Here is a 14,595-nt window from a genome sequence, read left to right on the forward strand (position 1 = left end):
GATTCAGTACACTAGCTCTGCTGCCCTGCGATCTTTGCCGCCAGCTCTTCTAAATACTCCCACCTGTCCATCTTTTCTTCTAACATTTTCTCTGCGTTTTCTTTCTCCTCAACCAGCTCCCGCAGCTTTGCTGCATTGGTGGCATTCGCTGCCATCTCGTTATCTAAATCTTCTAACTTTTGTTCGAGTGCTGCAATATCATCCTCGATCGTCTCGTATTCTTTCTGCTCTTTATAGCTGAATTTCAGTTTCTTTTCGTGCTTCCAGGTTGCAGTCGAATCGGCTTTCACGGTTCCATTTTCTCCCGATTCCTGATTTTTTGAATTTCCCGGTGTACTACCTGCTGCACCTGCAGACTGATTCAGTCCGGTTTCTCCCGGTGTCCTGCCCTCTTCTGCAAGACGGTTTACATAATCTGTATAGCCGCCTTCATATTGTTTCAGTTTTCCGTCTCCCTCAAAGGCAAAGATACGTTTCATTGTCCGGTCGAGGAAATAACGGTCATGCGATACCGTAACAACGATGCCTTCATAACGGTCCAGATAGTCCTCTAAAATCGTCAGCGTAGCTATATCAAGGTTGTTTGTAGGCTCATCCAGCAATATAAAGTTCGGGGATGTTGCCAATACCCGGAGCAGATTTAATCTTTTCTTTTCCCCGCCTGACAGTTTTCCAATCGGACTGTACTGTTTTTCCGGTGGAAATAGGAAACGCTCCAATAAAACGGTTGCGGATATCACTCCGTCCACAGTCTGGATATATTCTGCCGTATCTTTTACATAATCGATCACTCTCTGATCCGGGTTCATATATGACAGATCAATTTCATTTTCATCCTCATTTTTTTCTGAGGCTATTTCCTGCGCATAATATCCCATTTTCACAGTCTGTCCGATAATGACCTGTCCGGAGTCCTGCGGAATAATACCTGCAATAATTTTCATCAGAGTAGACTTGCCACAACCGTTTGGTCCGATAAATCCAACTCTGTCTCCCTTCAAAAAGATATAAGAAAAATCCTCGATCAGTTTTCTGTCTCCATAAGCCTTACAGATATTTTCCAGCTCCACGGTCGTTTTTCCCATTCTTGTAGAAATAGAACTTAATTCCATCTGTGAATCCTGCGCCGGATTTTCACGATCTCTCAGCTCTTCATAACGCTGGATGCGTGCTTTCTGTTTCGTAGAACGTGCCCTTGCTCCCCTTTGTATCCATTCCAGTTCCACACGCAGGATCGACTGACGTTTTCGTTCACTGGCTGTTTCCATTTCCTGACGCTGGGTTTTTAGTTCCAGATACCCGGAGTAATTCGCCTGATAACTGTAAATTTTTCCTTTATCAATCTCCACGATCCGGTTACACACACTGTCTAAGAAATACCTGTCATGTGTTACCATGATAAGCGCACCTCTCCATTTTTTCAGATAATCCTCCAGCCAGTCTGCCATATCATTATCTAAATGGTTCGTAGGCTCATCTAACAAAAGAATATCTGCCGGGGAAAGAAGTACCGATATCAATGCCAGACGCTTTCTTTGTCCACCGGATAATTGTCCCGCAGGCTGCATGAAATCTTTAATTCCAAGCCGGGTCATCATTGCCTTGGCATCACTTTCAACAGACCAGCGGTTTTCATCTGTCACATTTCCTTCCAGTACACATTCCAGACTGCTTTTTTCCGGATCAAATTCCGGATGCTGCGGCAGATAACGCATTACCACATGGTTAGCCGTCGTGACGGTTCCTTCGTCTGTCTCCTCTTCCCCCATGATCATCCGCAGAAGTGTTGTCTTTCCGGTTCCATTAACGCCAATGATACCGACTTTCTCCCCATCCTGCAGCGAAAATGACGCGCCATCAAATAACTTTCTTTCGGTATAGACCTTTGTCAGATTCTCTATATTAATCAGATTCATGTATTTCCTCTTTCACTTTATTTTATAGCTCATGATACACCATATAAATTTAATATAACTTCAATCCACTGCGTACCGGTTCACTCGTCAGATCCACCCCCAGTTTTTTGAAAATCTTAATATCCACCTCGGAAAGCATGACCGACGTATGCACCTGACAGCCACGGAGTGCAGGGATCTGCTCAATGGCGCATTTCGCATTTTCATTGGACACTGCTGCAAGAGATAACGCAATCAGAACCTCGTCCGTATGAAGTCTTGGATTCTTTCCTCCTAAGAAACGTACTTTTAAATCCTGGATTGGCTCAATTGCCTCCGGGCGGATCAGCTTCTCGTCATGTTCAATTCCAGCTAAATATTTTAAAGCATTTAAAAGCAATGCCGCTGATGCTCCAAGGAAATCAGACGTTTTTGATGTAATAATTGTTCCATCAGAAAGTTCGATTGCTGCGGTCGGAACACCTGATTCCTCCGCACGCTTCTTTGCGGCAACGGTAACTTTTCTGTCGTCTGTTGTAATCTTCGCCTGTTTCATTAGAAGCTCGATCTTGTAAACTTCATTTTCGGTCGCTTCTTCTCTTACCAGCTTATTCACTGCGGTGTAATAACGTCTGATAATTTCCATTTTAGATGCCACGCAGCAGGCTTCATCATCGATGATGCAGTTTCCTGCCATATTTACTCCCATATCAGTCGGCGATTTGTAATAGGTATTTTCACCGTAAATTCCCTCAAAAATGGCATTTAAAACAGGGAATATTTCTATATCACGATTATAATTTACCGTTGTCTTTCCATATGCCTCAAGATGGAACGGATCAATCATATTCACATCATTTAAATCCGCTGTTGCAGCCTCATATGCAAGATTGACCGGGTGTTTTAACGGAAGGTTCCAGATTGGAAATGTCTCGAACTTCGCATAGCCCGCCTTTGTTCCGCGGATATTTTCATGATAAAGCTGTGAAAGACAGGTTGCCATTTTTCCGCTTCCAGGCCCCGGCGCAGTAATAACCACAAGCGGTCTTGTCGTCTCAATATAATCATTTTTTCCAAAGCCATTCTCGCTGACGATCAGTGGAATATTCGACGGATACCCCTCGATCTTATAATGCTGATATACTTTGATTCCACGTTTTTCGAGTTTTTCCCGAAACTGCACTGCACCATTTTGTCCGGCAAACTGTGTGATGACCACGCTTCCAACATAGAGTCCTTTTTTCTCAAACTCTCCAATCAGACGGACAACGTCCACATCATAAGTAATGCCAAGGTCTCCACGCACCTTGTTTTTCTCAATATCCGCCGCACTGATTACAATTACGATTTCTGCAACATCCGAAAGCTGCATCAGCATCTGAAGTTTACTGTCCGGTGCAAATCCCGGCAGTACTCTCGACGCATGGTAATCATCAAATAATTTTCCACCAAATTCCAGATACAGCTTATCACCGAACTGGCTGATGCGTTCTTTGATATGCTCCGACTGAATTTTTAAATATTTGTCATTATCAAATCCTATTCTCATCTTAATCCCCATTCTTGCGTGTGAAAAATCTTATTTTTCACACGCACTATCCTCTTATGTTTTATTTCTCTCTCAGACACGGAATATATTATACTATATAATCCAGTCAAAATACACGTTTTCTTTTTCCTTTGTTCATTATAAAAAGCTGCCTAATGATATTATCACTATCATTGGCAGCTTTTCTCCTACACATTCATTTTCACTTTATACCTGTCTCTCTTATTTGACCACAACTTTTATTTTTTGTGCACATCCGTTTGTTGCATATACATATATAGAACAGGATCCTTTTCCTTTCGCGGTGATCTTACCATTTTTAGATACCACTGCCACTTTACTGTCTGATGTAGCATATCGGAATTCCGATATATGATTAATGATCGGACGTTTCTTATCCTTCTTGACAATCGAAGCTTTTACGACAGCTTTTTTCCCTTTTGCCAATACATAAGAAGTCTTTTTCAGTTTAATGCTTTTTGCATCTGTTACTGATTTATTCTTCTTTCCTGCTGCATGTATCGTGATCGATTTCGCAACTGTTACTTTTTTGCCATCAACCATCTTATATGCAAGAACATGACATTTTATATTTTTTTTCTGATTGATTCCTTTCTTTTTCAATTTGCTGATCTCAACAGATAAACTATCCGCTGCCTTTACGGACTTTACAACCTTTTCCTTATCTTTTCCGCAGTATGCCATATAAACATCATAACCATCTGCATCTTTAACTTTTCCCCAAGTTACCTTGACCGTCTTTCCTGCTTTCACATTAAATTTCGAATTTAATGCTGCGTCTTTTGCCTCTGTCCTTTTTACTTTTACCGGTTTACTTTCCGTATTCTTTTTATCTGCTGCCTCAGCTTCTCTTTTTCTTGTTTCACTTACATATTTGCAGACACTACAGGTATATCTTTCCGCACCTGCTGTTCCATAAACATGAGCTGCTTCATCCTTTTTTTCTGTGGTGTGTTCACACGTGGCAGCATGCCAATGGGACGTATCATTGCTGCTCCACTCATTCTTGAATGTGTGCCTGTGTTCTACCCATTTTGCATAAAGAGTCGTGTCGGCAGTAAGTGCCTGTCCCGGCTGCGCGATTGTCGTAAAATCTGCATCTGTATACCAGCCAGCAAAATCATATCCATCCTTCGTCGCAGCCGGCAGCGGATCAGGCAGGCTCGTCTGCTTTTCCTCTGCTATCTGACTGCCACCGTTTGTATTATAGGTAATCGTGTATTTAATGCTTTTATCTGCAGCCTCAGCTTCTTTTTTTCTTGTTTCACTTACATATTTGCAGACACTACAGGTATATCTTTCCACACCTGCTGTTCCATAAACATGAGCTGCTTCATCCTTTTTTTCTGTGGTGTGTTCACACGTGGCAGCATGCCAATGGGACGTATCATTGCTGCTCCACTCATCCCTAAATGTGTGCCTGTGTTCTACCCATTTTGCATAAAGAGTCGTGTCGGCAGTAAGTGCCTGTCCCGGCCGCGCAATCGTCGTAAAATCTGCATCTGTATACCAGCCGACAAAATCATATCCATCTTTCGTCGCAGCTGGCAGCGGATCTGGCAGGTTCGTCTGATTTCCCTCTGCTATCTGACTGCCACCGTTTGTATTATAGGTAATCTTGTATTTAATGTTAGCATTTTCTACGATCGTATATGGCGTATTTTTTAACAATGGGCCGGAGCTGTCAAGATTAAAATACCAGTTAAACTCGCTATACCCCACCTTATCCGGATGATCCTTATGGGCTTCCGTAGCCACCACCTCAGAGCGTTTCATGTCTCCAGTACCGTAATCCGTGCCCGTCGTAATCCATATCATATTGCACTTTTTACAAACCACAATCTGTCTGTCTACCGTTAACTGAACCCCCCTGTAAACCACATCTCCAGCTTTCAATTCGGCAGGATCAATCGTTCCCGTTGTATATTGTGCTGCATGTACCTGTGTCGTTCCCATTGCAGCAAGCATCAAAAATGCCATCATCATTGATACAACTACATTTATGTACCTGCTTCTGTGTAACTTATTCATCCTTTGCATCTCCTTTTCTGCTAATTTTCTACCAGATAATCCCGTTTTTCAAATCCGAGCATATGTGCAAGTACACTGGTTGGGAAAATGTGAAGCTCTCTGTTTAATTTTGTCACCGAATCATTATAAATCAGCCGGCTGGTCTGCACCATTTTTTCATAACACTCTACCGCGTCCATACATTTGATGTATTCATTTTCATCAGTCGAACCCGGATATTCTTCTAAAACCGTCTGTGTCCGGAAAAGCACCTCGTTTATCACACCTTCCTGTCGCAAAACCTCCTCCGGTGTGGAAGTTTCCATAATGATACACCGTTTTTCATTTACTTCATCTGTAAGTGTCTGTGCCTCGTATCCTGCATATTTTTTTGTAAAATCAAGCAGGGAAAGTAACGCATCAAACCGTGACGAAAGCTGCACTCCGATCTGATTCATGGAATGATTGATATTTTCATCCATGATCGCTAATTTTTTCCGTACAGAAACAATCCATATGGCAAGCAAAATCACAAGCAAACAAACAATTACAGAGATTTCCATTCAAATACTCCTTTACTGTACAAAATATACTGCATTGTATCCGGAAGTATCGGACAATGCTACCATTGTCAGTCCGTCAAAATCTGCAAACACGCAGGCGTATACCAGATCTGTGCCGTTATTGTCAAATGTTAAACGCACACCTTCATCCTCATAATGATATTCACAGACACCGTCTAACGTTCCACCTCCCTGTACCATCTGTACAGTGGAACCATCATCGCTAAACACGATCTCCAATTTTCCGCCATACTGCTCTAATGCAGCATCATAATCGTCCTGTGTCATTTGCACACCACCAAGGTTACCCCCACAGAAACTCCAGGTTGTTCCTGCTAAGTCCGGCATCTCTAAAATCGGCACATCAAGCAGGCAGAATAAGTCTTCGGTAGAATCTGTTTCCACATCTTCGCTTTGTGCATCTGCTGCCTCTGTGTCCACAACAATATCTGCTGCATCGTTCTCTGCCACATCGGTCTCCGCATCAGTGCCAGTATCTGCCACATCTACATCTGCCTCTGCGTTTGTCACTGTGCCATCAGCAGTCTCCTCGGTATTCCCGCAGGCGGTAAAAGAGAATGCCAGCATTGAACTCAACATAATTGCCAAAATTTTTCTTTTCATAATTTTTCTCTCCTTTGTCATTTGTTTTTCATTTCTCTCTGTTGACATTAATGTACCGTATTTTGTGCTGCAGTGGATTAACTTGTTCTGAATCAACTATAATGTGCACTCAATCGACATTTTTTATTTTTCATATGTAGTTTTGTTGTCTCTTTTAAAGTGCAGCATAAAGCTGCACCTTATAAAGAAACGCGTAAAATAAATTTATTATCTTCTACCAGAAAGCTGTACATACCACCATACCGGTCAACAATTGCACAAATACTGCGTACGCCGATTCCATGCCCCGGCCGGTCGGTAACCGGAACACCGTTTTCAAATGCTACTTCTTTTCTGCATGGATTCGTGACCTGAAAAAAGAACCTCCCGTTCTTCTCATACGCTAAAATATCTATCGTTCCCTTCTGCTCCTGTGCTGTACACGCATGGAGTGCATTTTCTAACGCATTTGATAAAAGCACACACAAATCTGTCTCCGAAACCGGAAGAATATATGGTACCACCGCTTTTATGTTCATTGTGGCACCAGCACTTTCCGCCCTTCCTGCAAAAGAGGAAAAAATAAGATTGACCGTCTCATTCTCACAGTAATTTTTTACCCTGCCTGCCTCAATCTGCGCACATACTTCATGAATGTAGCCTTCTGCCTGTTCAATTTTTCCATTCTCGATACATGATAACAGATGCTGCATATGATGTCTTAAATCATGCCGGTAGGTACTGGCATCTTTCTGCGACTCCCTCAAAGCCTCAATCTCGCGGACCGCCTGGGAAATCTGGAGATTCAGACAGCTCTGCATCTGCTCAAGTTCATTTTTCTTCCGCTCCTCCTCTGAAGTACGAAGCACAAACACCAGATAAGCAATACAGCAGACGAACGGCATAAATTCCACTGCCGCCGGTATACCTTCTGAAAGTAAATCCGTATAAACTCTCGTCAGGTAATCAAAGCCGTAGCCCAATGCCGGAATCAACCCGAACTGAAGCTGTATTGACACGGGATAATTTGATATTGCCCGCACCGAGGGTGCCACAAAGCGCAGTAAAAGAAATAATAACGGCAGTGTAACAATCAGTTCCGTCACATTTTGCACCGTTTCACTGTTCACAAACACAGCCATTATAAAAAGTGCCACCCACCTGCGAAGCTGACAGCAGAGATAAGCAGTCAGCACGGAAATCACTGTCCACAGACGTTTTTTCGTTAAAATGTAAAGGGCAATACACATCGGGACATGTGTGATCACAGGATAAAGATAACGGATCGTCGCTGCCCCTGCCAACAGATACATCACGCCCTGTATGGCAAGCAGCACAAAAATACTTCCAACAAGAAATTCCCGTTTTTCTTTCGTCCAGTGAATATCACAAAAAGCCCCGGACAAAACCATGCCGAATATCCCGACTGCTGCACCATTTGTTACATAAAGAAGATTCATGATAAAAATACCTGCTTTCTGTTAAACGCATACTCGAGATATTTATTCTTTATCTCCGAGCATTTCCCATGCGGGATTGGTATTTCTGCAAGACTTATCAGTTTAATTGCACGGTAAGAAATATTCTGTATATAATCCATATTTACCAGAAATGACCGATGTGGCCGTAAAAAATTGCCATAAGGCTTTAACTGCAAAAATAAATCGTCTAAACTGCCGACACTCTCAAATACTTTTCCATTTCCGAGATGAAAAAAGAGCGTCCGTCCTATCACTTCACAATATTCTAACTTTTCAAGGTCAATTCTTGTAATTCCTTCTTTGCTCCGCAGAATCAGACTGTTTTCCTGTGTCTTTGTGCACTCTGCAAGCACGGAATCCATCAGCCGGAAAAAGCTTTCCTCCCAGACTGGCTTTAACTGATAAAAATATGCCCCGACCGTATAAGACTGTACTGCAAACTCCGGAGATGAGGTAAGAAAAATAATTTTCATATTATTATCATACTGTCTGATTTCTTTTGCAGTCTCAATTCCGTTTTCCCCCGGCATTAAAATGTCCAAAAATAAAATATCGAAGGAAAACCCTTTCTCAATCGCGGCCAGTAACTCTAAGGGACTCTGAAATACCGTATAGGTAAGGTCTTCGTCTCTTTCTTTTTTATATTTGTCCAATAAGATACCAAGTTCTTTTAATATCTCTAAATCATCATCACAAAATGCTATTTTCAGCATAAACTTTCCATCAACTCTTTCCGTAATCCTCTTTGGCAGAATGCATTCTTCTGATATAGCGCAGACACTCCGTCTCCGGCATCGGTTTCCCGTAATAATATCCCTGGATCATATCCACACCAAGTGCCTCTAAGGCATCACTCTGTTCTTTCTTTTCCACGCCCTCCATGATCAGCGGGAGACCGAGTTTTTGTATCGTCTTTATCTCATTTTCAATCACGATTTTTGCGGTTGGATTTTCAAAATAGGACCAGGTCATGTCTTTATCAATCTTGATTTCCCGAAATGGAAAACGGATCAGATAAGAACAGTTTGAATTGCCGTTTCCATAGTCGTCCATTGCAAACCCCATGCCGATTTTGCCAAACTCCTGCATGTGCCATAACATCAGCTTTGGCGCTTCAATCGCTGTCCGCTCTGTCAGCTCCAGTGTGATCATATGTGTCGGCACATGATAACGCTCTAACACTGGCAGTATGCTTTCTTTCAGATTCCGGTTCAGGCACTGCGCTGCAGCAATATTTACATGAATCGTCCGTATCCCAAGCGATGGATTTGGAAGTACATGTTTTGCCAGAAAACGGCAGCACTCTTCAAGTACGATCTCACTGATCTGTGTGATCGTTCCGTTTTGCTCCGCCAACGGAATAAACTCATCCGGTGGAATGGCTCCAAGTTTTTCATCCTTCAGACGCACCAGCGCCTCTAATGATACAACACATTTTTCTTTTAGGGAATAGATCGGCTGATAATATACTTCAAATCTGTTTTCCGTAATTGCACGATCCACCGCCTGCTCTACCTTATTTCTGCGGTAATAGTCTTTTTTTACGGCTTCATCCACCTCAAAAAAGACCTGTTTCCCTGAATTTTGTGCCGCTTCCAGCAAATATCCATACAGTGCCCTGTACTCTGCCAGAGAACAAAAATCTCTCGGATAATGCAGGGTGATCATGACCTCGTTTAAAGAAATCGAATTGCCAGACACATGAAAATCCTGTTCAAATCTTTTTTTGATCTGCCCCTTTATGTGTTCTTCTTTTCCCTCATCCAGCAGGATGGTAAATGTATCCTCCGCATTGCGAGACACACAGAACTTTCCACACAGTGCGGTAAGATAATGTCCCACTTCGGCAAGCAGCCGCCTGCTGTTTTCATATCCTAAAAGCATTTCGATATGATGCATCTGTCTGATATGTACCACAAGAAATACTTTTTTCCCGGATTGCTCCGTTACATTTTTCATCTGGATCAGAAATGCCTGCTCATCACTGGTTCCGGTTTCACTGTCAATATAAGCAGACGGATTCTGCATTGCCATATAGATCATCAGAATAAACAGCATATTTGCCGCACTGGTAAGCAGCATTTCTTTTCTCTCATACTGAAGCACCACCATAAGAACTGCCACAATACTGTATAAGATAACGATTACCTTAATCCGCGTCTCAATACGCGCTCTCCCCAAAAATATAAGAAGCAGGTTCATAAAAAAATAGTATCCAATATACACATAGCCAAACCATGCAAAATTTCCCTGATAATAGCTGCCATCTTTAAAATAAAAGAAAAAGCCCATCCACGGTGTCGCTAAAAGCATGATCTCGAAAAAGAAAAACGGGACTTTTCCCATGTATTTTATCATTCGACCTGCTACTCCGGAAAAGCTGCATACCTCTTCCATATAGCGGAACATCAGATAAGAAGCCGCTCCTTCCAACGCAAAAAAAGCAAACGCAAACAATTCGTTCCAGATTAGCGGAACGATTGCTGCATTTGCCAGTCCAATACATGATAAAATATTTGCGATACACTCGCCAAGACACACCCAAAGCAGTCTGCCAAATACTTTCGACTTAACCGTTGGGAACTGTCTGATCAACAGGAAATGGCCGCTGATAACCACAAAAATGACGAGTGACATAATCTCGAAGTCGTAATTATACTGCACCCGTCTGCTCCTCCTGTGCTTCTTTCGCCTGTATGATTGCTTCATTTAGCTGGAGCATCTTTGCATCCAGCATAGAAACAATATCGGAACATTCTCTTAGATCCCTGCTGATATAGCCGGGCGCATTTCCCTCAAATTTGTAATAGATCTTATGCTCTAAGCTTGCCCAGAAATCCATCGCCATCGTCCGGATCTGTATCTCCACCTTGGTATCGATCACGCAGTCCGATAAAAATATCGGAACAGTCACAAGCATATGATAACTTTTATAACCGCTCTCCTTTGGATTTTTAATATAATCCTTGATGGAAATAACGGTCAGATCGTTCTGTTTTCCAATCATCTCTGCAAGCTTATAAATATCAGAAGTAAAAGAGCAGACAATACGGATACCTGCAATGTCATTGACATAATTAACCATATTGTCGATCGACGACTCATATCCGTAACGCTTTAACTTTTTCACAATACTCTCAGGCGTCTTGATCCTTGACTTAATATATTCTATTGGGTTGTACTGATGTACCTGCTGAAACTCATCGTTTAAGATTTCAACTTTGGTACGTACCTCCTTCAATGCGGAATTGTATAAAAAAATAATCGTGTTCCAACTGTCAACGCCCTCACTTAAGGTGAATGGCTTATCCATAAAAATCCTCCATTCCTGAGCCTTTTTTATACATATCATTTTGTAATGACTGCCATTTTTAGTATAACACATTTTTCTCATTATGTGGGATTTATTTCTAAACTTTTATTGATTTATAAGTCCAGCTTCATATCACCGTCTTTGATCCATCCAATCTTACGGAACAATACGCTAAAGAGCCACGATAAAACTCCCGGCAGAATAAAACTGATCAAAACAAGTCCGATCCAGTCCATCGGTGTTACGGCAGCCTTGCTTCCCGCCTCAATATCTGCGATCCATCCGGTATAAACACCGATCTGTCCGACTAATCCACAGGTTCCCATGCCGGATGAAACTGCTGCACCGTTCATCTGTAAGTGAAACAGGCATGTTGCAATTGGTCCGGTGATCGCGGATGCTAAAGTTGCCGGCAGCCAGATACGTGGATTTTTTACGATATTTCCCATCTGAAGCATTGATGTACCGATTCCCTGCGCAAACAGTCCGCCCCATTTATTTTCGCGGAAACTTGCCACTGCAAATCCAACCATCTGTGCACAGCATCCTGCAAGTGCTGCCCCTCCTGCAAGACCGGTAAGTCCAAGTGCGGCACAGATCGCAGCACTGCTGATCGGCAGTGTCAGTGCGATTCCTACGATCACTGATACAATGATTCCCATGAAAAACGGCTGCAGTTCCGTTGCCCACATGATCGCATTGCCAACTGCACTCGCTGCCGCACCGATCGCCGGTGCCCACCAGATGGAAAGTACTACGCCAACAAAAATCGTCACAAACGGTGTCACGATAATATCTATTTTTGTTTCTTTTGAAACGGCTTTTCCAAATTCGGCTGCAAATATCGCAACCACAAGTACTGCAAGTGGTCCGCCCGCACCACCAAGTTCATTTGCAGCCGCACCGACTGCCGCTAATGAAAATAATACCAATGGAGCTGCCTGCAGGGCATATCCGATCGCGATCGCCATCGCTGGTCCGACTGCTGCTTTTGCGTAAGTTCCGACTGTCTCAAGAATCGGAATATGAAGCTGCGTTCCAAGTGTGCTTATGATTGTTCCGATCAAAAGGGATGCAAATAATCCCTGTGCCATCGCGCCAAGAGCATCGATCAGATATCTTTTCACAGATATCTCAATGTTTTTACGCTTACAAAATGCTTTTACTTTTTCCATAATCTCTCCAATCCGGAGTTTTTTACTCCTCTTGTGCTGTTTTCCATGTGGTTAACATGTGTCTTGTCAGCTTGTGACAGTGTAGCACAGAGGGGAGAAAAAAGCAAGGGATGTTGTCCCTACAATTCTTCCGTCTTATACGTGACATATCCCTCATAATAATAACTATGGTCAATGCCTTTCATATAAACTTCCCGGTCATTAATCTGATCGGTAAGTGCTGCCTTTAAAATATATTTAATTTCAATATCTTTGATCGGACTGCGTTCCATCGCCATCAGATAGTCTTCTTTTTCTATCTTACTCCAGTCTACTACCTGTCCGATCTGTTTTTTTAACATCATATCCAGCCAGATGCGCATGCTTCTTCCATTTCCTTCACGGAACGGATGCACAATGTTCATTTCCACATATTTTTCAACAATCTCATCAAATGTGTTCTGTGGCATTTTGTCTACATTTTTAATTGCTGTTTCAAGATACATAAGCGGTGCAAATCTGAAATTGCCTTTTGATATATTTACGGTTCGGATTTTTCCTGCAAAGTCATAGATATCATCAAATAAATATTTATGAATCTCACATAACGTTTGAAACTTTCCCGCCTCAAGGTTCTCGAGCATACCATTTTCAAACAGTTCTACTGCCTTCTTTTTACTGATACGTTCCTCTTCACGCGCGAGTTCCGCGGAACTTTTAATTCCAAGCTTATTTTCCAGTGCCATACAACATGTCCTCCATATTGGGATGTTCTCCCTTTAATCCTCCTCGATCACATGCATCTCCAGAAAATCAAAATCCACATGCTCAATAAAACAATCCTGCGTAAAACGTGTCTTTGCATGCCTCTTAAACTCTTCCACATTCGCATCTAACCAGATCGGTTTTCCAAGGTCAAATGCATAACATACCTCATCTAACGCCTTGAAAATTTTGTGCGTTCTCGTATCATCTGACTCATCTGTCACTGTCATGTCTTTGATCAGGTGCGTACCCTTCATCATTTTAAACCAGATTCTCATGAATTGTTATCTCTCCATTTTTATTGTTGATCCGTGTCTTCTCTGCCGTCCCGTCTCATACATCAGAAGAGATGCAGAAATCGCCGCATTCAACGACTCCACCTGTCCCTGCATTGGAATCTTAATATAAGTATCTGCTAAATCTGCGATCTCATCCGACAATCCATTTCCCTCATTTCCGATCAGAAATGACGTCTTTTTCTTGTAGTCCGGCTCATCATAGGAAAATGTTCCCTTAAGGTGTGCCGCATAGACATTGACCTGCTGCTCCTTTAACGATAATACCGTTCCCGGCAGATCTTTTGTGATAAAAAAAGGAACACGATAAATACTTCCCATCGTGGAACGGATCGTTTTCGGATTAAACAGATCCACTGTTGTCTGGTTCATGATCACACCTGTGATACCTGCGCCCTCACCGGTTCTTACCATCGTGCCAAGATTTCCCGGATCCTGGATGCTCTCTAAGATCAGAAGATGTGTCTGTTCCCCTTTTAATAATTCCTCTAATTCATACTCCGGTTTTTTGATCACACAGAGGATTCCCTGTGGGGTCTGTGTGTCGGAAACACTCTTAAACACATTGTCGGCGACAACCTCATATCCGGTTTTATCCAGACGTTCCAGAACTTTTCGGTTCAAGTTTTCCTCACCATGTTTTTGTGTACAGGATTTCATGCCATCCTGCATATTGCCCTGCGTACATGCCTCATAAAAACTTTCCGAAACATATACCTGTTTCACCCAATCCGCCGGGGCTTCTAAAAACATTTTTCTTCCTTCTGCCACGAAAACACCCTGCTCATTTCTGGCTTTTGCTTTTTTCATAAGAAGTGTCAGATTTTTCATCTGCTGGTTTGATGTACTTGTTATCATATTTTTCCTCACTAAAAAATCCGTTATACCTGTCGCTAAGTATAACGGATTTCTCTCTAAAATGCAAAAACTATCAAATTTATGTAA

13 protein-coding genes are annotated in these 14,595 nt (G+C 42.3%); all 13 read right to left on the reverse strand.

What is annotated here, in order from left to right:
• Positions 1–11: 11 nt before the first annotated feature.
• On the reverse strand, positions 12–1,916 hold the full coding sequence (locus H8S51_RS13780; protein ID WP_186899424.1) for an ABC-F family ATP-binding cassette domain-containing protein: 1,905 nt from the start codon (positions 1,914–1,916) through the stop codon (positions 12–14).
• Between the two features lie 49 nt (positions 1,917–1,965).
• Positions 1,966–3,444: a DUF1846 domain-containing protein gene (locus tag H8S51_RS13785; RefSeq protein WP_117921985.1), complete on the reverse strand. Its 1,479-nt coding sequence runs from the start codon at positions 3,442–3,444 to the stop codon at positions 1,966–1,968.
• Positions 3,445–3,666: 222 nt separating this feature from the next.
• Positions 3,667–5,496: an InlB B-repeat-containing protein gene (locus tag H8S51_RS13790; protein WP_241070723.1), complete on the reverse strand. Its 1,830-nt coding sequence runs from the start codon at positions 5,494–5,496 to the stop codon at positions 3,667–3,669.
• A 20-nt stretch (positions 5,497–5,516) separates the two neighbouring features.
• Positions 5,517–6,038 (reverse strand): LemA family protein, encoded by a 522-nt coding sequence (locus tag H8S51_RS13795; protein WP_015521477.1) that lies wholly within the window; start codon positions 6,036–6,038, stop codon positions 5,517–5,519.
• A gap of 12 nt (positions 6,039–6,050) precedes the next feature.
• A complete protein-coding gene (locus H8S51_RS13800) occupies positions 6,051–6,662 on the reverse strand; it encodes an isomerase (RefSeq protein WP_241070724.1) in 612 nt (203 codons plus the stop codon).
• Between the two features lie 179 nt (positions 6,663–6,841).
• Entirely contained in the window at positions 6,842–8,101 is a 1,260-nt protein-coding gene (locus tag H8S51_RS13805) for a sensor histidine kinase (protein ID WP_117921983.1), read from the reverse strand.
• On the reverse strand, positions 8,098–8,835 hold the full coding sequence (locus tag H8S51_RS13810; RefSeq protein WP_055195497.1) for a LytR/AlgR family response regulator transcription factor: 738 nt from the start codon (positions 8,833–8,835) through the stop codon (positions 8,098–8,100). The genes H8S51_RS13805 and H8S51_RS13810 overlap by 4 nt, the downstream gene beginning before the upstream one ends.
• A gap of 10 nt (positions 8,836–8,845) precedes the next feature.
• Positions 8,846–10,786, reverse strand: coding sequence for an EAL domain-containing protein (locus tag H8S51_RS13815; protein ID WP_241070725.1), 1,941 nt, complete (start codon positions 10,784–10,786; stop codon positions 8,846–8,848).
• Positions 10,776–11,435, reverse strand: a complete 660-nt coding sequence (locus H8S51_RS13820) for a GTP pyrophosphokinase (RefSeq protein ID WP_117921982.1) — start codon at positions 11,433–11,435, stop codon at positions 10,776–10,778. The genes H8S51_RS13815 and H8S51_RS13820 overlap by 11 nt, the downstream gene beginning before the upstream one ends.
• A gap of 113 nt (positions 11,436–11,548) precedes the next feature.
• Positions 11,549–12,610 carry a PTS transporter subunit IIC gene (locus H8S51_RS13825; RefSeq protein WP_186899426.1) on the reverse strand — a complete coding sequence of 354 codons (1,062 nt, stop codon included), beginning with the start codon at positions 12,608–12,610 and terminating at the stop codon, positions 11,549–11,551.
• Between the two features lie 119 nt (positions 12,611–12,729).
• Positions 12,730–13,335 carry a protein adenylyltransferase Fic gene (gene fic, locus H8S51_RS13830; RefSeq protein ID WP_186899427.1) on the reverse strand — a complete coding sequence of 202 codons (606 nt, stop codon included), beginning with the start codon at positions 13,333–13,335 and terminating at the stop codon, positions 12,730–12,732.
• Between the two features lie 33 nt (positions 13,336–13,368).
• Positions 13,369–13,632 carry a hypothetical protein gene (locus H8S51_RS13835; protein WP_006855571.1) on the reverse strand — a complete coding sequence of 88 codons (264 nt, stop codon included), beginning with the start codon at positions 13,630–13,632 and terminating at the stop codon, positions 13,369–13,371.
• Between the two features lie 6 nt (positions 13,633–13,638).
• On the reverse strand, positions 13,639–14,508 hold the full coding sequence (locus tag H8S51_RS13840) for a TrmH family RNA methyltransferase (RefSeq protein WP_186899428.1): 870 nt from the start codon (positions 14,506–14,508) through the stop codon (positions 13,639–13,641).
• Positions 14,509–14,595 lie beyond the last annotated feature (87 nt).

The organism is Roseburia rectibacter, from assembly GCF_014287515.2.
GTDB lineage: Bacteria > Bacillota > Clostridia > Lachnospirales > Lachnospiraceae > Roseburia > Roseburia rectibacter.